Raw genomic sequence first — 19,473 nt, forward strand, 5'->3', positions numbered from 1 at the left:
TTTCAGATGCACCCGACCGAACCACGCTCCCTCCCCGCTTCCCGGGACCCCCTGCTGTACACTCCGGGCCCCCTGACCACCTCCCTTTCCGTCAAGCAGGCCATGCTCCATGACGCCGGCTCGTGGCATTGGGACTTCAACGAAAGGGTCCGGTGGATCCGGGAGCGTCTGCTGGCCCTCGGCGGCGTCCGCCGGGAGGACGGCTGGGAGGCCGTCCTGCTCCAGGGCAGCGGCACGTTCGGCGTCGAGTCGGTTTTCCAGACCTGCGTGCCTCCGCAGGGACGGGTCGCGGTGGTGTCCAATGGCGCCTATGGCGAGCGGATGGTCCTCATGCTTCAGCACGCGCGCATCGCTCACGACGTGCTCCGCACGCCGGAGGACACCCCCGGGGACCCCGGGGCACTGGACGCCCTGCTGGCGGCCAATCCCGGCATCACCCATGTCGCCGTGGTCCATTGCGAGACCACGACGGGGCTGCTCAACGACCTTGCGGCGCTCGGCGCGGTGACCCGGCGCCATGGCCGGGTCTTTGTGGTGGACGCCATGAGCAGCTTCGGCGCCTACCCCATCGCGCTGGACGCGTCCGGCCCCGACTTCCTGGTTTCGTCCGCCAACAAATGCATCGAGGGGGTGCCGGGATTCAGCTTCATCCTGTGCCGGCGCGCCCGGCTCCTGGAATGCGAGGGGCACGCCCGTTCATTGAGCATGAACCTGCTGGATCAGCTTCGGGGGTTCGAGAAGAACGGCCAGTTCCGCTACACGCCCCCGACGCATGCGCTGCTCGCGTTCGAGCAGGCGCTTCATGAGCTGGATCAGGAGGGGGGCGTTGCCGCGCGGTCGGCGCGTTACTGCCGCAACCACGAGGTGTTGCTGGCGGGCATGACCCGGCTCGGGTTCCGCAGCTACCTGCCGGCGGCGGTGCAAAGCCACATCATCACCAGCTTCCTGTACCCGGCGGATTCCCGCTTCAACTTCCCGGAGTTCTACCGGCGCGTGGCCTTGAAGGGATTCATCCTGTACCCCGGAAAAATCAGCCAGGCGGACACCTTTCGCATCGGAAACATCGGACGCCTGTTCGAGTCCGACATGAGGGCGGTGGTGTACGCCATCGGAGAGGCTCTCGAAGAAATGGGCCTCCGGCCCTGACCCCGGATCCGAACAGGAGCGGGCCGGTCAGGAGATCCGCGCCGCGGCGGCCCGCAGCACGTGCAGCGCCGCCTCGAAGTCGTAGCCCGCGAGGTGGTGCGATACCTCCGCCATCGGGGATTCCCAGGCCGTGCCACGGATCAGGGGGCGCAGCGCGTCCAGGACCGCCTGCGCGTCGGCGCTGTCGGCCTCCAGGCACCGCTTCAGCCGATCCAGCAGACCGGCGACCCGTTCGGGATCGGGGGCGACCGGGCTCGTCGCGGCGTTGTCGCCCGGGACCCCCGCAAGAGCCCGCCCGACGGCCTCCATCGTCCCCTCGAGGACGCCTTCCAGCGATCGAAGGGCGGCCTCCAACGTTCCGGAATCGGAGGCCGCCGCCGTTTCCACCGCGCCCGCCGCCGCGGCCGCCGCCCGTGCACCCAGATTGCCGGCGACTCCCTTGACGGTGTGGGCGATGCGGATGGCGTCCGAGTGGCGGCCTGCACGCCAGGCGTCGCGGATGGCTGCGGGGGCGTCCGTCTGGTTGTCGCGAAACTTTGCGAGGAGCGTCTCGTACAGCTTGTGATTGCCGGAGAGCCTCCGGAGTCCATCGGCAACATCCAGCACGTCCGACACCCCGGTCCCGTCGGGCGGACGCGGCGGGGGTGTGGACGCGGATGGGGCGGCGGGATTGCCGGGAGGCGGCCCGGGTCGCGTTGGTGATCGGTTGCCCGGATTCCAGCGGACCACCGCGGCAAACAACTGGGCGGGCTCGATCGGCTTGGACACGTGGTCGTTCATGCCGGCGTCGAGGCATCGCTGACGTTCCTCCACGGTGGCGTGCGCCGTCATCGCGATGATGGGCAGGCTGGCAAACCGTGGATCGGATCGCAGGCGCGCCGTGGCCTGATAGCCGTCCATCTCGGGCATCTGAAGGTCCATGAGGACCAGATCCACCGAGTCTGGGGCCGACTCCAGCTGTTCGACGGCCTCGCGGCCATGATGCGCGATCGCGACCGAGGCGCCGACCCCCTCCAGCAGCTCCACGGCGATCTGGCGGTTGATCTCATTGTCCTCGACCAGAAGGATGCGCACCCCATGGAGCTCGGGGCCGAAATCCGCCCGGGCTCCCGCCTCGTTTGCCGTTTCATCCTCCTCCGGGGCAAACAGGCTGACCAGAGTATCCACCAGCATGGATTTCGTGACCGGCTTCAGAAGAAACCCGCCGACATGAAGCCGCTCCGCCTCGTCCCGCACTTCCTCCCGTCCATACGCCGTGACCAGGACCACGGCCGGCCGGTGACGAAGCCCGGGTGCCTCCTGGATCTGCCGGGTCGCCTCGAGTCCATCCATGCCGGGCATGCGCCAGTCCATGAGCACGAGGTCGTAGGGGTCGTGGGGGTCGTGGTCGAGCACGGCGCGGACCGCCTCGAATCCCGTTCGGGCGACGTCCACATCCCGCGTCACGCCCCGGAGGTTCTCGGTGAGCACCTCGCGGGCGGCGTCGTGGTCGTCCACCACGAGCACATGGAGGTGGTGCAACCGGTCGGGGATGCGCCGGCGGCGGCGCGGCGCGCTGCCCACCCCAAGCGATGCGGTGAAGCAGAAGGTGCTGCCCGCACCCGGCTCGCTCTCCACCCAGATCCGGCCGCCCATCAGTTCGACGAGGCGCAGGCAGATGGTGAGGCCGAGTCCGGTTCCCCCGTGCTTGCGGGTCGTGGACATGTCGGCCTGGGTGAAGGGCTGGAAGAGGCGGGCGGCTTGTTCGCGGGTCAGACCGATGCCGGTGTCGCGGACTGCGCATCGGATCTGGACCCGATCCCCCGCACGTTCGACGGGTTCGATCCGGATGCGGACCTCCCCCTTTTCGGTGAACTTCACCGCGTTGTTGACCAGGTTGGTGAGGATCTGCCCGAGGCGCAACGGGTCCCCGGAAAGCGTCTCGGGAATTTCGGGGGAAACATCCACGACGAATTCGAGGCCCTTCTCATGGGCGCGCTGGGCCGTCACGCCGGTCACGGCGTGCAGCACCTGATCCATGGCGAAATCGGTGGTCTCCAACTCGAGGCGCCCCGCCTCGATCTTGGAGAAGTCGAGGATGTCATTGAGGATGGCCAGAAGCGCCGTGCCCGCGCCGTGGATCTTGCTGACGTAGTCGCGCTGCCGCGGGTTGAGGGCGGTCTTGAGGGCCAGATGCGAAAGCCCGATGATCGCATTCATGGGCGTGCGGATCTCGTGGCTCATGTTGGCCAGAAACATGGACTTCAGCGCCGTGGCCTCCTCGGCCTTCCCCTTCGCCGCCGCGAGTTCCTCCTTCTGGGCGACGAGTTCCTTCTGGGACTGGCACAGGGCGGTGGTCTGCGCTTCCAACTGACGCGCCTGCTCGCGGGTGGTCTCGAGCAACTCCCGCGTGCGGAGGTTTCGGTTCAGGACTTCGAGGCTCAGGGCCGCAGCCGGGAGCAGTTCGTCCACCAGGCTGCGCTCGCCCGGGGTCAGCTCGCGGAAGCCCGCATGCTCGAGCACGCCCACCACCGTGTCGCCGGCCATCAGCGGCCACGCCGTCACCTGCTGCGGCACCGCCGCGCCCAGTCCGGAGGCGATCCGCAGGAACCCAGCCGGCAGCCCCGTGAGCGTGAGGGGCTTGCGCTCCAGGGCGCACTGGCCGGACAACCCGTCGCCGGGCCCCAGCACCGCGGGCCCGGCGTCGCCGGACGCGAGGCCGAATGTGCCGGCGCGTTGGAGGGTGGTCCCATCGTCCGTCGCCACGAACAGGCCGGCCACGCCGCCGCCGAGCGTGGGAATCAGTTCCGAAAGCAGACGTCTGGCAAACTCCTCCCGCGTCGAGGCGCCCTGGAGCACTCCGGTGATGCGGGCCGTGTTCGCCTTGACCCACCGTTGCGCCTCCATCGCGGCGGCACCGTCCTTGAGGATGGAAATGGACCGGGCCAGGTCCCCCGTCTCATCCGTTGCCCCGACAAACGGCACCGACTGGCCGAAGTCTCCGGTGGCGATGGTCTCCACCGCCCGTTGCAGTCCGCGGATGGGCGTGACGATGCGTCCAAAGGTCAGCGTCCCGAGAATGACGGAGACGCCGAGGGCGGCGACCAGGGCCACGAGCTGGTTGCGACGGACTTCTTCAACGGCCTCGACGGTGCTGCGCCCGGAGGCAAGTGCGAGGGTTTCGTTGTGTCGGATCCACGCGTCGGCCACCCGGTCGAGCCGGGTTCCGAGCTCGGACAGCGGTCCTGCGAGCAGTTGCAATGCCTCATCCCGGTCTCCCGAGTCGTGGGCCTCCAGGCATTGATTGGCCAGGGTCTTCCATTGACCGCTGACCGCCTCGTATTCGATGGCCAGCCGCCGGTCCTTCGCGTCCGTGATGAACGCTCCGAGGTATTCCTGGAGAATCCGTTCCAGCTCGGAGGTTCCGGCGAGAAACTCCGCACGAATCCTGGCGCGACCGCTTTCGGTGGGCTCGAGAAGGTGGTCACGCAGGTCGAGGCGCAGCTCGGTGAGGATCCGAGCAATGCGGCCCAGTTCCGCGACGCTGTTGATCTGGACCTCGGCGACGAACCGGCTCTGCGCCTCAATCCTCGACAACTGGGCCCGGGCGTAGAGTCCCAGGCCCGTGAGCACCAGCAGGGGCGCGAGGGCCAGGATCAGGATGCGCCGGGCGATGGTCATGGCCGGGGGTTATTGCAGCTGGTTCAACGCCGCCTTCAGGTGCTCCACCACAACGGCACGATCCTGAGGTTCCACCTGGGCCGGATCCAGGACCAGCGAGAAGCCCGTGCGGGAAGCATCTATCCGCTGGCTGATGGCCGCATCACCCCTTGGGGCGATGACCGCGTAGGTCTGAATCGGGTGCTCGAAGCCCTTCACGAAGATCGGCTCTTTCGGCACGCACTCAAACTTGTCCTTCACGAGCAGCCACGTCTCATGGACCAGCAGGATCTCCCCGGGCTGTGCCGCCGACTGGAGACGGCTGGCCAGGTTCACCTGGTTGCCGATGATGGTGTAGGACATGCGTTCCTCGCTGCCGAAATTGCCCACCGTGCAGAAGCCGGTGGTCAGGCCCATGCGAACCTCAAATCGCCGGGGGATCCCCCGGTCCGCCCATTCGGTGCCGAGGGTCGTCAGCGCCTCCCGCATTTCCAGCGCCATGCGGACCGCCGCCCGGGCATCCTCCGCCAGTCCCTGCGTCTCCGGATCCCCGAAAAACACGAGGACCGCGTCGCCCATGAACTTGTCAAAAGTACCCCCATGCCGCTGGACGATCTGCCACATGCGGTTGAGGTACCCGTTCAGGATGAACGCCAGATCCTCGGGCTCCATGCCCTCGGTCTGCTTCGTGAAGCCGACGATGTCGGAAAAGAACACGGTCAGCTTCTTCCGGCTGCTCCCGATCCGGGCGTCCTGCCGTCCCTCAAAGATGGACTGGTACACCTGGGGGGAGAGGTAGCGGGAGAGTTTTTCGGACAGTTGCTCCAGGTTCTTCCGGGACTGGCGGAGTGCGAGGTGGGTTCTGACCCGGGCCAGCACGATTGGCGGGCTGACGGGCTTGGTGAGGTAGTCCACGGCGCCGAGCTCGAATCCGCGCGCCTCGTCGTCCACCTCCGTCTTTGCAGTCGCAAAGATCACCGGAATGTCGCGGGTCCGTGGGGTGGCCGCCAGCTGCCGGCACACTTCGTAGCCGTCCATTTCCGGCATCATCACATCCAGGAGGATCAGGTCCGGCGGGGTGTCACTCTGGGCAATCTTCAGCGCCCGCGCCCCGTTCAGCGCCACCTTCACCTGGTAGTGACCCCGGAGGATGGCCGCCAGCACGTCCACGTTTTCCGGGGCGTCGTCCACGATGAGGATCTGGGGCTGGGGACGTTCGGCAATCGGTTCGGAGGCATTCATGGAGACGTCCGCACCCACCGGGACCCGGCGCGGATGCGGGCCATTCTGGGGCAGGGTGGGGCGATTCGTCCACTACGGCCGCGCGCCCGGAGCGTCTGGCAATCCGGAGGCGGCGGAACGGGGAATGGATCGCACGTGGATCTGGACGGTCGGCTCATGGAAGCCTTTGGGGTGGAATGGCCTGGCAACTGAGCAGCCTCCGGCGCGGCCGAGGGATCCTCCGGTGGCTCGCGCCGGGTGCGGACGGGTCTTTGCGAGGTGGGACATGTGTCTTGACCGGATCTGCCCAGGTCCCTAGCGTCGCCGCATTCGTGACCGGACATGAGCAGAGCCACCTGCTGGTGCTGCTCTTTTTGTTTTTCCGAGGGCACGACAACCGCCCAGCCACTTCGGCTGGCCCAACCCGGGTTTTGCCGTGGATCTCAAAGAGATCAAAGCGATCATAGATTTGATGAAAAAGAACTCCCTGGCGGAGTTCGAACTGGAGGAGAAGGACTTCAAGATCAAGCTCAAGCGGCCGACGGCGGCCGCTTCCGGGCCGTCCGTCACCCCTTTGGATGATCCCGAGTTGACGGCGTTCGCCCAAACCTTGCGTCCGCCGTCGTCGCCGTCGCCGCCGTCGGCGTCCACCGCTCCGGTGGCCTCCGGTGATCTTGAAATCAAGTCCCCGATGATCGGCACGCTGTACCGGTCGCCGTCGCCGGAGGCCGGTCCCTACGTGGAGGTGGGTTCCGAGGTCGGGCCGGAAACCGTGGTCTGCATCATCGAGGCCATGAAGGTGATGAACGAAATCAAGGCGGAGACGCGCGGCGTCATCACCGCGGCGGTCGCCGAAAACGCCAAGCCGGTGGAATTCGGGCAGCCCCTATTCCGCCTGCGTCCGCTTTAGCCCGCGGGCCCCATCGGTCCACCGTGTCAACGCCCTCCGGTGCCGCCCACGCCCCCGCCCCCGCAACCGATTCCGACCCGTCCGTATGTTCGAAAAAGTCCTCGTGGCCAACCGTGGCGAGATCGCCATCCGCATCATCCGCGCCTGCCGCGAGCTGAACATCAAGACCGTCGCCGTCTATTCCAAGGCCGACGCCAGTTCCATGCATGTCCAGGTCGCGGACGAGGCAATTTGCATCGGGGACGGCCCGAGTTCCGACAGTTACCTGAGGATTGACCGGGTGATTTCGGCGGCGGAGATCGCGGATGTGGACGCCATCCATCCGGGCTACGGTTTCCTGAGCGAAAACGCGCATTTCGCCGATGTCTGCGAGAGCTGCAACATCCGGTTCATCGGGCCCCGCTCCGCCGCGATGAACGCGTTGCACGACAAGGCGTCCAGCCGCAACCTCGCGCGCCGTGCCAACGTGCCGACCCCTCCGGGATCCGAGGGCCTGGTGGAGACCGAGCAGGACGCGGTGAACATCGCACGAAAGATCGGCTACCCGGTCCTGGTGAAGGCGGTTGCGGGGGGCGGTGGACGGGGCATGCGCGTCGCGCACAACGACGTGGCCATGGTCAAGGCGTACTACACGGCCCGGACCGAGGCGGAAAAGGCCTTTGGCAACAGCGGGGTGTACATCGAGAAGTTCATCGAGAATCCCCACCACATCGAGTTCCAGATCCTGGGGGACACCAAGGGCAACCTCATCCACCTCGGCGAGCGCGACTGCTCCATCCAGCGGCGGAACCAGAAGCTGATCGAGGAGACGCCGTCGCCCTATTTCGACCGCAAGGAGTTCCGAAGTCTGCGCGCCAAGATGGGCCGGGCGGCGCTCAAGATCGCCGAGCTGGCGGGGTACACGAGTGCGGGCACCGTGGAGTTCATCGCCGACGATCAGGGGCAGTTCTACTTCCTGGAGGTCAACAAGCGCATCCAGGTCGAGCATCCGGTCACCGAGGAGGTGACGGGTGTGGACCTCGTGAAGCAGCAGATCCTGATCGCCCTTGGGGAGAAACTCGGGATGTCCCAGGGCGACGTGCAGATGAAGGGCCATGCGATCGAGTGCCGGATCAATGCCGAGAATCCGTTTGACGATTTCCGTCCGAGCCCGGGGCGGATCGAGATGTACTACGCCCCCGGCGGCCCCGGGGTCCGCGTGGACTCCCATGCCTACGCCGGGTACACCATCCCTCCGTACTACGACTCGATGATTGCCAAGCTGATCACGCGCGGGAAGGACCGCGCGGAGGCCATGAGCAAGATGAGCCGCGCGCTGGGCGAATACATGGTGACCGGGATCAAGTCCACCATCCCCTTCGAGCAGGCCGTCCTCCAGGACCCGGATTTCAGGCGGGGCCAGTACAACACCGGCTTTGTCGAGCGACTGATGACCGGCGCCAAGGTGGAGTTGATCCAGGACAACGCCTGACGCCGGGCCGCGCGGCGCCGGTCCGGTGGGGAGGTGCGGAGGGTCCCGATGGTTCCGGCTTCCGTTCGGCGGCGGTCCCGGTACGATCTGCGTCGTGAGCGCGACCTCGCGACCTGCCGGCTCCGGCCCGTTCACGGAATCCCAGTTCCAGGCGATGCTGATCCTGCTTGGCGATGAGGATCCGCAGGTTCATCGGTTGATCCGGGCGCGGCTGGTTGCCGCGGGCGAGCCGGCGTTCACGTTTCTTGAACGACACCGGCTCCACGACGACCCGGCCATCCGGCGGCGGGTCCGGGAGCTGCTTCATGAGCGATTGGCGGCCCGCAATGACGCGGAGTTCCTCCAGTTCATCCTCTCGCAGGGCGAGCACTTCGACCTGGAGGAGGGCCTCTGGCGGTTCGTCCTCACGAGTCATCCGGAAATCAATGTGGCGGCGTACCAGGCGCAACTGGATGAATGGGCCGCCCGCGTGGGCGGGATGCTGCCGGCTGGTTTTGGCCCCGGAGTGGCGCTGGACGCGATGAACGAGGTGCTGTTCGAACAGCTCCGCTTCCGCGGGAACGAGGAGCACTTTTTCGATCCGGCCAACAGCTACCTCAACCGTGTCATGGACCGCCGCCTGGGCATCCCGATCACGCTCAGCGCGGTGTACCTCCTGGTGGCGCGCCGGGTGCGGATCCCGGTGACCGGGATCGGGATGCCGTCCCATTTCCTCTGCCGGTACCAGACCCCCATGGCCGAGGTGTACATTGACCCGTTCCACGGCGGCCAGCTGCTCACCCGCCTGGACTGCAGGAAGCGCCTCCTGGAGTCCGCCGTCGGCTTTGACGAGAGCCATCTGGCCCCGTTGAGCAGCCGCCGGACCTTGCAGCGCATGATCGCCAACGTGCACCTCATCCACAAGGAGCGCCGCAACCGGCCCGAGTCCGACCGGCTGCAGCGGTACCTCGTGGCGTTGTCGCGCTGAAGTCTCCGGCCTGACGAAGTCGGAACGCGTGCTTGTGGGAACCCGGTGGGCACGGCTCACTTCGCCGGTCGTACATGCGCTGGTCACAAACGCTGATTCCCACCCTCAAGGAGGTCCCGGCCGATGCCGAGATCCCGTCCCATCAACTGCTGCTTCGTGCCGGGCTCGTTCGAAAGCTCACCGGAGGGCTCTACACCTTCCTCCCCATGGGCCTGCGCGTGCTGCGAAAGATCGAGGGGATCGTCCGCAGCGAAATGGACCGTGCCGGGGCGATCGAGGTGCTGATGCCTGCGCTGCAGCCGCCGGAAATCTGGCATGCTTCGGGGCGCTACCAGACGGCCCGTGAGGTGCTGTTCCGCGTGCGAGACCGGGCGGCAAAGGAATGGGTCCTGGGTCCGACCCATGAGGAGGTGGTCACGACGCTCGCCGCCGGGGAGATCAGCTCCTACAAGCAGCTCCCGCTGAACTTCTACCAGATTGGCGTGAAATTCCGCGACGAAATCCGCCCGCGCTTTGGCCTGATGCGGGCGAAGGAGTTCGTGATGAAGGACGCCTATTCGTTCGACACCAGCGACGAGGCGGCCATGGAGAGCTATCAGCGCATGTACGACGCCTACACCCGGATTTTTGCCCGGTGCGGTCTGCGGGCGGTGGCGGTCGAGGCCGACACGGGGGTGATCGGCGGCAGCCATTCCCACGAGTTCATGGTGCCCGCGGATACCGGGGAGAACGAGGTGGTGTCGTGTGATTCGGGCACCTACGCCGCGAACATCGAGAAGGCCACCAGCCGCGGGGCGCTGACGCCGACGCCCTCCGCCTCCACCGGTGCCGCGCCCGAGCGGTTCGCCACCCCGGGTGTGCTGACGATCGAGGCCCTGGCCGCCCCGCCTCACGGCGTGCCCGCCCACGCCCAGATCAAGACCCTCCTGTACGTGCTCGATTCCCAGCCCGTGGTGCTGCTCCTGCGCGGCGACGACCAGTTGAGCGAGACCAAGCTGCTGGCCCGCACCGGTGCCGTCGGGGCGCGTCCCGCAACCCCCGCGGAATGCCTCGCCACGCTCGGGGCGCATCCGGGGTCCCTTGGGGCCGTGGTCGGACGCGACACCCTCGCCTCCCGGGGCATCCGCGTGATTGCCGACCGGCAATTGCACGGAGCGGCAGGGATGACCACCGGGGCCAATGAAGATGGATTCCACCTGCGCCACGTCGAGATGGACCGTGACGTCCGCCCCGACACCTGGGAGGACCTGCGCACCGTCGTCGCCGGCGAGTTGTCCGTGGCCACGGGAGAGCCCCTGAAGATCGGCCGTGCCATCGAGGTCGGTCACGTGTTCAAGCTCGGCACCACGTACAGTGAGAAACTCAATGCGTATTTTTTGCCCGAGGACGGGCGGCGCCGCCCGTGCGTGATGGGCTGCTACGGCATCGGCGTCACCCGCACGCTGCAGGCGGTGATCGAACAGTGTCACGACCGGGACGGCATCGTTTGGCCCCTGTCCGTGGCGCCCTACCAGGTTTGCCTGACGCCGCTTTCCGTGGCGCCGGACAGCGCACCCATGCGGGCCGCGGAAGCCCTGTATTGCGAGCTGATGGAAGCCGGCATCGAGGTGATCCTGGACGACCGCGACGAGCGGCCGGGGGTCAAGTTCAAGGACAGCGAACTCGTGGGCTTCCCGCTTCGGGTCAACCTGGGTGAAAAATCCCTGGCGCGCGGCGAGGTGGAGCTCAAGCCCCGCGGCGGCACCCTGGAGGCTGTGCCGCTGGCAGAGGCCACGGCGCGGGTGCGGGCCTGGGTGCGCACCGCGGCGGCCGCCCTCGAACCGGGCGGGGCATCGTCTGTCAGGTCCTGACCCACGTCGCTGGACTTCCTTGATCGTGATGATGAACACCACCCATCCCCGCGAACGGATCCTGATGGGGCCCGGTCCGAGTCCGGTACCCGCCCGTGTGCTCCGGGCCCTCGCTGCTCCCACCCTGGGGCATCTGGATCCCCAGTACCTCGCCATCATGGACGAGACCTGCGAACGGCTGCGCCAGGTCTTCAGGACCCGCAACCGGCTCACATTTCCCGTCAGCGGCACCGGCATGGCGGGCATGGAGTGCCTTGCAGTGAACCTGATCGAGCCCGGCGACGAGGTGATTGTGGGCGTGAATGGCGTGTTCGGTGGCCGCATGAAGGACGTGATGGAGCGGTGCGGGGCCGTCGTCCATTCGCTCGATGCCGCCTGGGGCGACGTTTTCACCCGCGATCAGGTGTCGGCGGCCCTCGCGGAGCACCCAAAATCGCGGCTGGTGGCACTGGTCCATGCCGAAACCAGCACCGGCGCCCTGCAACCGCTTGAGGGCATCGCCGAACGGGTCCACGACCACGGGGCCTTGTTTCTCGTGGATGCCGTCACCAGCCTGGGCGGCCACGAGCTGCGCGTGGATGAGTGGGGCATTGATGCGATCTACAGCGGCACGCAAAAGTGCCTGAGCTGTCCGCCGGGGTTGTCGCCGGTCAGCTTTGGGGAGCGGGCGCTGGCCCGGATGGACGCCCGCACGTCGAAGCCGCAGTCGTGGTATCTCGACGTCTCCATGCTCCGGAAGTATTACCTCGCCGGAGCCGGGGCCGGGGGCGGACGCGTGTATCATCACACGGCGCCGATCAACATGACCTATGCGCTCAACGAGGCGCTGGCGATCGTCCTGGAGGAAGGGCTCGATGCCCGGATTGCCCGGCATGCCCAGGCGCACCGCCGGTTGCGCGCCGGGCTCGAAGGCATGGGCCTCTCCTACATCCCCAGGCACTCCCTGCACACCCTGAACTGCGTTGGGATTCCGGCGGGAGCCGACGACGTCCTGGTGCGGCGACGACTCCTGGAGGACTACGACATTGAGATCGGGGCCGGCCTGGGCGTCATGGCCGGAAAGGCGTGGCGCATCGGGCTCATGGGACATGGAGCGACGACGCGAAACGTGGACCTCGTCCTCGCGGCACTTCGCGAAGTGTGGCGGCATCCCGGGAGCGTTGCCGGGTGATGGCCCATGGACCCGCTCTCCCGGATCGCCGCCATCCTGCCCTCGGATTGCTGGCTGACCGCTCCGGCGGAGCTGGCCACCTATGAGAGTGACGGGTTGACCGCGTTCCGGACGCGTCCGCTGGCGGTCGCGGTGCCCGGGACCACGGATGAGGTGATCGCGCTGGTACGGGCCTGCCGCGGGGCGGGCATCCCGTTTGTCGCCAGGGGCAGCGGCACGAGCCTGTCCGGGGGCTCCCTGCCGGTTGCCGGCGGGATCGTCATCGCCCTGAACCGGTTGAACCGCATTCTGCGGCTGGATCCGGAAGACCGCACCGCGGTGGTTGAACCCGGGGTCATCAACAGCCAGGTCACCGCGGCCGCATCGCCCCACGGGCTGCATTACGCCCCGGATCCATCGAGCCAATCCATCTGCACCATTGGCGGGAACGTCGCCTTCAACTCCGGCGGTGCGCACTGCCTCAAGTACGGCATGACCGCCAATCATGTGCTGGGTCTGAAGGCGGTGCTGGGTTCGGGCGAGGTGGTCACCTGGGGCGGGAACGGCCGGGAGCGGATCGGCCCCGACTGGTGCGGGCTGTTTACCGGGCACGAGGGCCTGTTCGGTGTTGCCCTGGAGATCACCCTGCAGCTGCTGCCGCGCGCGGAGTGCTTTCACACGGTGCTGGCGGGCTACCGGACCTTGGAGCAGGCCGGCGACGCCGTCACCGCCGTGATTGCGGCCGGGCTGCTTCCCGGAGCGCTGGAGATCATGGATGCGCTGGCCTTGGAAGCCGCCCGGGCCGCGGTGCACTCGGAGTACCCGGCGGGTTGTGAGGCGGTGCTGATCGTGGAGCTGGAGGGCCCGCGGGAGACGGTCGCCGTGGAGCGGGAACGTCTGGGGGAGATCCTGGCGGCGGGCGATCCGGTGGCGGTGCGGCCGGCCCGCGATGCCGCCGAGCGGCAGGCGATCTGGAGGGGACGCAAGAGCGCCTTCAGCGCGGTCGGGCGGTTGTCCCCGGATTTCATTGTGCAGGACGGGGTGGTCCCGCGCCGGCGACTGGGCGAGGCCCTGCGGCAGATTGCGGCCCTGTCGCGCGAATCCGGGCTGCGCATTGCCAATGTCTTCCACGCGGGTGACGGCAATCTGCATCCGCTGATTCTGTTCGATGGCCGGCAGCCCGGTGCGCTGGAGCGTGCGGAGGCGGTGGCGGGTCGGATCCTGAAGCTGTGTGTCGCCATGGGAGGCTCGATCACCGGAGAGCATGGCATTGGCGTCGAGAAGCGGGATTTTTTGAAGGACCTGTTCACGCCCGACGCGGTCGAGCTCCAAGAGCGGATCCGTGCCGCGTTTGATCCGGACGGTCTTTCCAACCCGGGCAAGATGTTCCCGGGCACAGGCCCGCCCGCCCTGGCCCATCGCGGACTGCATCCGCTGGAGGCCGCTGGCGTTGTCTCGCGGGAGTGACGCCGGACTCCCGTCCGGGCGCAACACGGTCTGCGGTCTGCGGATGCTGGGGCGACTGCGATCCTCGGGGCCTCCTGGGCAACGCCATTGCCTTCGGGTTCGACGTCGCTCTCCGGGATCAGGTGCCTCCGGGCCCCTGGGATCCGCATGGGGCGGTGACCGGTTGCTCCGGATGGTCCACCAGATCTTCGACGAGGGCCTCCCAACGCTCGAGCCACCGGTCCACGCGCTCCGCGTCGAACAGGTCCGTGCTGTAATCGGCCGTCACCCGCCACGCCCCGGGTGCCTGGGACCGCTCCACCGTCAGGGACAGGTCGAACTTGCTGGTGCCCGTGGTCACCGGCCACTCGGTGGCCTCCACGCCGGGAAGGCGCAGCACGGGCGCCAGCGGATCCCGGACGGAGAAGGTCTGGGTCACCAGGGGTTGGCGCGAGGTGTCGCGGGGAATCCGGAGCCGTTCCACGAGGCGCTCGAAGCGGAGGTCTTGATGTTCGTAGGCGTCGAGGGCGATGTCCCGGACCTGTTCGAGCAGGCCGCGTCCGGTCAGCCCGGCCGGGAACGGGATGCGCAGCGGGAGCGTATTGGCAAAGAATCCCACCGAAGGCTCGAATTCGACGCGCGAACGGCCCGCGATGGGAATCCCGATGATGACCTGTCGCAGGCCGGTCTCCCGATGGAGGAATAATGCGTGGGCCGCCAGCAGGTGCATGAACACGGTCGCGCCCTGCTCGCGAGCCCGGCCTTCGAGTGGAACCCGCCAGCGGGGGTTCAGGACCCGGACCCGGCGGTCGCCACGAAAGGAAGGCACGTCGGGGCGGGGTCGGTCCGCCGGCAGATCCAATGCCGGCAGGTCACCGGAAAGCTTCCCGGCCCACCACGACTCCTGGGCCTCGAGAACTGCGGCTCCCGGACCCTGTTCCTGCCATGCCGCGACATCCGCCGGCTGCAGCGGCGGATCCGGCAGTTGGGCCGCACGACCGGCGGCCAGCGCGCCATAGCTGGTTGAGAGGTCCTGGAGAACATTCAACAGCGAAGCGGCATCGGAGATGATGTGATGCAGCACCAGCAGCAGGGCGTGATCCTCCGGGCCCATTCGCACCAGCAGGACCCGGACGGGCGGCCCGGTTTCCAAGTCCATCGGCTGACGGACCGCGGCCTCGATCCATGCCCGGGCCACCGAAGGACGTTCTTCCGGCGGTCCGCTCTCCGCGACCGCCGTCTCGAGGATCACCGTGGCATCCTGCGCGACGCGCTGAACGATGCCGGCGTCCTCCAGTCCGAACGTGGTCCGGAGGGCGTCGTGACGCCGGACGACTGCGGCCAGGGATGCCTCCAGCCAGCGGACGTTCAAGGGCCCCCGCAGGCGGAACGCCGTGGGCACGAGGTAAACCGGGGATTCCGGAGCGAACTGATGAATGAACCACATCCGCTGCTGGCCGCTGGTGGCGGGATGGACGCGGAGCGGCGGATCGTTTTCGACCCGGAGCGGATGAGCGCAGGGAATGGAGCGGAAGGGCGCCTCCGGAGTTTGATCGGTGCCGGACGATGCCACCGGGGCCCCCAGCCGCTGTCGCAGCAGGGCCGCCGCCGCGGGATCGAGTTGTGCGAGGCGCGACCGGACTTCGTCGGTCACGGATCGGGGGGGATCGGGGGGCGGGTTCATTGGCCGGTACTCGGGGCGTCACCACGACGCCGTCGGGGCGGCGTGCGGGTCCACCGGGACATGGATGCACGCGGGCCTTCCGGATTCGAGGGCGCGTTGCATTGCGGGGCGGAATTGGCGGGGCTCCGTGACGAATTCGGCATGGCCGCCAAACAGCGCCACCAACTGTTCATATCGCAGCCCGGGAACATAGCGGGTCACCCGTTCCGGGTGGTCCGGTGGGAACAACGCGTCATCCCGCAGGGCTCCGGTGTTGCCGTCGTTATTGGCCACCACAATCACCACCGGAAGGCGGTGACGCACGGCGGACTCAAGGTCCATGGCGCTCATCGCGAAGCCGGTGTCCCCGCACAATGCCACGACGCGGCGTCCCGGCGATGCGACCTGCGCGCCGATGGCGAAGGGGATGCCGCCGCCGATGATCCCGTTCATCCCCGGATCCAGCCAGGTCAGGGGCTCGCGGATCTTGAACAACCGCTGTGCGGCGCCAAGGCAGACGTTCCCTTCGGCGACCAGGAAGACGCCCGGTGGCAGGGCATCGCGAAGCGCCAGCACCAGTTCCCGGGGTGCCATGGGAGTGGATTGCCGCGACGCCTCGGAAGTTTCGGTCCGATCCCGCGCCTGACGGATGGCTTCGTGCCACCCGGAATGTGGATGAGGGGATCTTGAAGCACCGTCCGCGGCGAGGGCGCGGGTCAGCGACCGGAGGAACACTCCGGGCTGCCCGACCCAGCCGATCGTCGCGGGCACGTTGAGCCCGATGGCCGGCCCGTCGAGATCGGCGTGGATGACGCAGGCACCGGCAGCCACGCCGCTGCCGAAACGGAAGCGCCAGTCCAGGGACGCGCCAGCGAGGAGCACCACATCGGCTTCACCCTGGATCCATCGGCGGGCGGCCCCGGCGGCCAGCGGATGGTCGTCCGGGAGGTAGCCCCGGGCCAGCGATGTGGAGATGAATGGGATTCCGTTGGCCTCGACGAACTCCCGGACGTCGGAGGCGTCCAGGGACCATCGCAGGCCGTCGCCCACGACGAGCAGGGGACGCCTGGACTCGCGAATCCGCCGACAGGCGGCATCCAGCAGGGATTCCTCCGGAGCGGCGGGGTGGGGCGGCGACGGAACCTCCGGCATTGCGCACGCTGCCGTCGCCGTCAGCACATCCTCCGCGAGGTCGAGATACACGGGGCCTGGACGGCCATCCATGGCCCTTGAACAGGCCTCGATCACGGTCTTCGGGATGTCTTCGCACCGTTGCGGCGTGGCGGTCCAGCGGGTCAATGAGCCGGTGATCGGCCGCGCATCCAACTCCTGAAATTGTCCCGTGCCGGCCCCGGACAGGGCGCGGCGTCCTCCGAGGACCACCACGGGCCATCCGTTGTCCCGGGCGACGAGCAATCCGGTGAGCGTGTTGGTCACCGCGGGTCCCGCGGACACCACAACCACGGATTCCAGCCGCCCCGCCACATAGTTGCCCGCAGCCGCCGCCAGCACCGCCGTCTGTTGATGGCGCATGCCCAGCACGCGGATTCCACGGGCGGCGCATTCGGCGAGGACGGCGTCCACGGGCGTGCCGGCGACGGTGTACACCTGGCGGATGCCACAGCGTTGCAGCGCCGCCGCCGTCCAGCCACTGCCGGACAGGGCGCCTGGATACAGCCGTTGGCGGAGACGGGCGAGTGCCGTGGATGTCAGGCTGGCGAGACGCCCGGTCAGCGGGGGTACGGACGGGTTCATCGGCAGGGGCATGTACCGCAGGCGGGTTCCGAGGGGGCCAATCCGCAGCCGGATCAGGTGTGATGTCCGGGCGCGGCGCCTGGAGCCTCGTCGCCCAGACCCCGCAGCAGGGCCTCTTGTTCGGCAGGGGGCCGGCGGGCGATTTCCGCCGCAAGGCCATCAATCAACGCCTCACGCATCTGATCGAGTGCGACCGCGAACCGGGCGACCACGGGATTTCGAAACAGCGTTGCGGGCGGTATGTCGAACCCGAGGTGGGGTTGCAGCCGGTTGAGCACCCGGGTCGCGCGCAGCGAGTCGCCACCCAGTGCGAAGAAGTTGTCCATCCGCCCGACGCGCGGTTGTTCCAGCACCGCGGCAAATGCCCCGGCCACCTGTTGTTCCATCGGGGTCGCGGGTTCGGCGAAGGGCGCGGACAGCGCCGCGGCGAAGCGGTCGGCAAGGCCCGTCCGCTGGAGCTTTCCCGTCGCCCCCTTGGGCAGGGCTTCAACGAGGAGGATCCGGCCGGGCACCTTGAACGCCGGCAATCGGCCGAACGCGTGGAGGCGCAGGGCCTCCTCGGTGAGGCGCGCTCCCGGTTGCGGAACGACGGCGGCTGCCACGTCCTCACCCAGCGTGGGGTGCGGCACCGCAAACGCGACCGCCTCGGCCACCCCGTCAACGGCGAGCAGCACCTCGTCCACTTCGCGTGGTGCGATCTTTTCGCCCCCGCGGTTGATGAGGTCCTTCAACCGGCCGGTGAGGAACAGGTAGCCGTCGGCGTCGAGACGCCCCTGGTCCCCGGTTCGAAACCATCCGCCAACCCATGCCGTTGCGTTGTCTGTGGCCTCCTCGTAGCCGCGGGTGACGGACGGACCACGAATGACGACCTCACCCACGACCTCGGGCGGCAGGAGGTCCCCGGCGGGGCCCAGGATCGCCACTTCCGGGCCGGCGGCGGGTCCGACCGATCCGGGTTTGCGCGGGCGGGGAGGCAGGGGATTGCTCGCCATCTGGTGCGCGGCCTCCGTCATGCCGTACGACTCAATGACCGGCACACCGAACGTCTCCTCCAATCCCATCATCAGGCTTGGGGGCAGCGCGGCCGAGGAGGAGCGGATGAGACGGAGCGTGTGGCGTCCGCCGGGCCCCCCGGCGGCCCGTACCCGGGACAGGATCGTTTGATGAAGGGTGGGTACTGCCGAGTACCAGGTGGGTTCCCATTGCTTCAGGGCGTCGAGAAATGCGTCGGCATCCGGCCGATCCGGGCAGACCACGCTGCCCGCCGATACGATCGGGGCGAGCAGGCCCGCGACCAGGCCGTGAATGTGGAAAAGCGGCATCAGGTTGAGGCATCGGTCGTCGGGTCCGAGCCGGAGGGTTTCGCCAATGGCCCGGGCCGACGCCAGCAGGTTGGCCTGCGTGAGCGGAACTCGCTTGGGTCGCGACGTGGTGCCCGAAGTGTGCAGCACCAGGGCCACATCCTCCGCCGATCCGGGCGTCCCCGACACGACCGGGGTCGGTGGCGCTTCCGGCAGGGAAAGCGAGGGGAACCGGGCGGGGTCCGATCGAAGCCGGAGGACCTCGATGCCCAGCCGGATCGCGAGGTCCCGGGCGGTGTCCGACTCCGCAAAAGCATCCGAGGCGATCAGACGGCGCGCCCCGAGGCTTTGCAGTTGAAACTCGAGGTCGGCGGGCGGCGCCTGGGAGTTGACGGGGGCGGCCACGGACCAGGAGGCCACGGCGAGAAAGGCCAGCGCCAGCTCCGGACCTTGCGGAATTGCCAGCGCCACCCGGTCCTGCGGTCCGATGCCCAGGCGACGCAATGTGGCGCCGAACTCCGCAACGAAATCCCAGAGGCGATCGTACGACAGCGGCTCCCGGTGGGGGCCCAGCACTGCGGAACGGCCGGGGTGTTGAAGGGCGGTGCTGGACAGCACCGCTGCCAGGGAGGTCTCCGGGTTGAGGCCGGTGATGGGATCCCGCGCCGGGGGAACCTGCGAGGTGGGTGATGCCGAAGGCGTGCGGTCCACCCGGAGGAGCCTATGGGGTTTCCGATTCCGGCGCATCCACGGAATGCCCTTCGCCACGCGCGCGCTTGCCATCGGGGACTTGAGCCATGGAACCATCACGCGCTTCGCGGCGATGAACGATCTCAGCGGCAAGGTGCTTCAATTCCAGAAGAGGCGGCACCGGCATCAGGAATGGATCCGGTTTCTGGGAGGCAAGGATCCTGCTTGACTTTCCTTCGCGGATGGCAGCAACTCGTTTCGACA

At 68.0% G+C, this 19,473-nt stretch carries 13 protein-coding genes; 8 read left to right on the top strand and 5 right to left on the bottom strand.

Annotation, left to right across the window (positions count from 1 at the left end; genetic code table 11):
* The first annotated feature begins 6 nt into the window (after window positions 1-6).
* A complete protein-coding gene (locus KF791_06210) occupies window positions 7-1,146 on the top strand; it encodes a 2-aminoethylphosphonate--pyruvate transaminase (GenBank protein MBX3732171.1) in 1,140 nt (379 codons plus the stop codon).
* A gap of 27 nt (window positions 1,147-1,173) precedes the next feature.
* Here the strand turns inward: KF791_06210 and KF791_06215 are convergent, their stop codons facing one another.
* Window positions 1,174-4,806 (bottom strand): response regulator, encoded by a 3,633-nt coding sequence (locus KF791_06215; protein ID MBX3732172.1) that lies wholly within the window; start codon window positions 4,804-4,806, stop codon window positions 1,174-1,176.
* Between the two features lie 9 nt (window positions 4,807-4,815).
* Complete coding sequence (locus tag KF791_06220) at window positions 4,816-6,027, bottom strand: response regulator (GenBank protein ID MBX3732173.1); 1,212 nt, start codon at window positions 6,025-6,027, stop codon at window positions 4,816-4,818.
* Window positions 6,028-6,442: 415 nt separating this feature from the next.
* On the opposite strand from KF791_06220, the gene accB reads away from it, so the two are divergent.
* The 6 genes from accB to KF791_06250 all read left to right on the top strand — a co-directional run bounded on the left by accB (window position 6,443) and on the right by KF791_06250 (window position 13,821).
* A complete protein-coding gene (gene accB, locus KF791_06225; protein MBX3732174.1) occupies window positions 6,443-6,916 on the top strand; it encodes an acetyl-CoA carboxylase biotin carboxyl carrier protein in 474 nt (157 codons plus the stop codon).
* An 85-nt stretch (window positions 6,917-7,001) separates the two neighbouring features.
* On the top strand, window positions 7,002-8,387 hold the full coding sequence (gene accC, locus KF791_06230; GenBank protein ID MBX3732175.1) for an acetyl-CoA carboxylase biotin carboxylase subunit: 1,386 nt from the start codon (window positions 7,002-7,004) through the stop codon (window positions 8,385-8,387).
* 94 nt (window positions 8,388-8,481) lie between these two features.
* The gene (locus tag KF791_06235; GenBank protein ID MBX3732176.1) at window positions 8,482-9,354 is read left to right on the top strand and encodes a transglutaminase family protein; all 873 of its coding nucleotides are present in this window, start codon (window positions 8,482-8,484) and stop codon (window positions 9,352-9,354) included.
* A gap of 74 nt (window positions 9,355-9,428) precedes the next feature.
* Window positions 9,429-11,204 carry a proline--tRNA ligase gene (locus KF791_06240; protein ID MBX3732177.1) on the top strand — a complete coding sequence of 592 codons (1,776 nt, stop codon included), beginning with the start codon at window positions 9,429-9,431 and terminating at the stop codon, window positions 11,202-11,204.
* 31 nt (window positions 11,205-11,235) lie between these two features.
* On the top strand, window positions 11,236-12,375 hold the full coding sequence (locus KF791_06245) for an alanine--glyoxylate aminotransferase family protein (GenBank protein ID MBX3732178.1): 1,140 nt from the start codon (window positions 11,236-11,238) through the stop codon (window positions 12,373-12,375).
* 6 nt (window positions 12,376-12,381) lie between these two features.
* Window positions 12,382-13,821: an FAD-binding protein gene (locus KF791_06250; protein ID MBX3732179.1), complete on the top strand. Its 1,440-nt coding sequence runs from the start codon at window positions 12,382-12,384 to the stop codon at window positions 13,819-13,821.
* A 118-nt stretch (window positions 13,822-13,939) separates the two neighbouring features.
* Here the strand turns inward: KF791_06250 and KF791_06255 are convergent, their stop codons facing one another.
* The 3 genes from KF791_06255 to KF791_06265 are packed head-to-tail and all read right to left on the bottom strand — an operon-like array spanning window position 13,940 to window position 19,266.
* Window positions 13,940-15,484 carry a hypothetical protein gene (locus KF791_06255; GenBank protein ID MBX3732180.1) on the bottom strand — a complete coding sequence of 515 codons (1,545 nt, stop codon included), beginning with the start codon at window positions 15,482-15,484 and terminating at the stop codon, window positions 13,940-13,942.
* A gap of 18 nt (window positions 15,485-15,502) precedes the next feature.
* Window positions 15,503-17,218 (bottom strand): thiamine pyrophosphate-binding protein, encoded by a 1,716-nt coding sequence (locus tag KF791_06260; protein ID MBX3732181.1) that lies wholly within the window; start codon window positions 17,216-17,218, stop codon window positions 15,503-15,505.
* Between the two features lie 53 nt (window positions 17,219-17,271).
* Window positions 17,272-19,266, bottom strand: a complete 1,995-nt coding sequence (locus tag KF791_06265) for a non-ribosomal peptide synthetase (protein ID MBX3732182.1) — start codon at window positions 19,264-19,266, stop codon at window positions 17,272-17,274.
* Between the two features lie 7 nt (window positions 19,267-19,273).
* Here KF791_06265 and KF791_06270 point away from each other — a divergent pair, with 7 nt between their 5' ends.
* Complete coding sequence (locus KF791_06270; GenBank protein MBX3732183.1) at window positions 19,274-19,438, top strand: hypothetical protein; 165 nt, start codon at window positions 19,274-19,276, stop codon at window positions 19,436-19,438.
* The last annotated feature ends 35 nt before the right edge of the window (window positions 19,439-19,473 follow it).

The organism is Verrucomicrobiia bacterium (assembly GCA_019634635.1).
In the GTDB taxonomy this organism is placed as follows: Bacteria; Verrucomicrobiota; Verrucomicrobiia; order Limisphaerales; family UBA9464; genus UBA9464.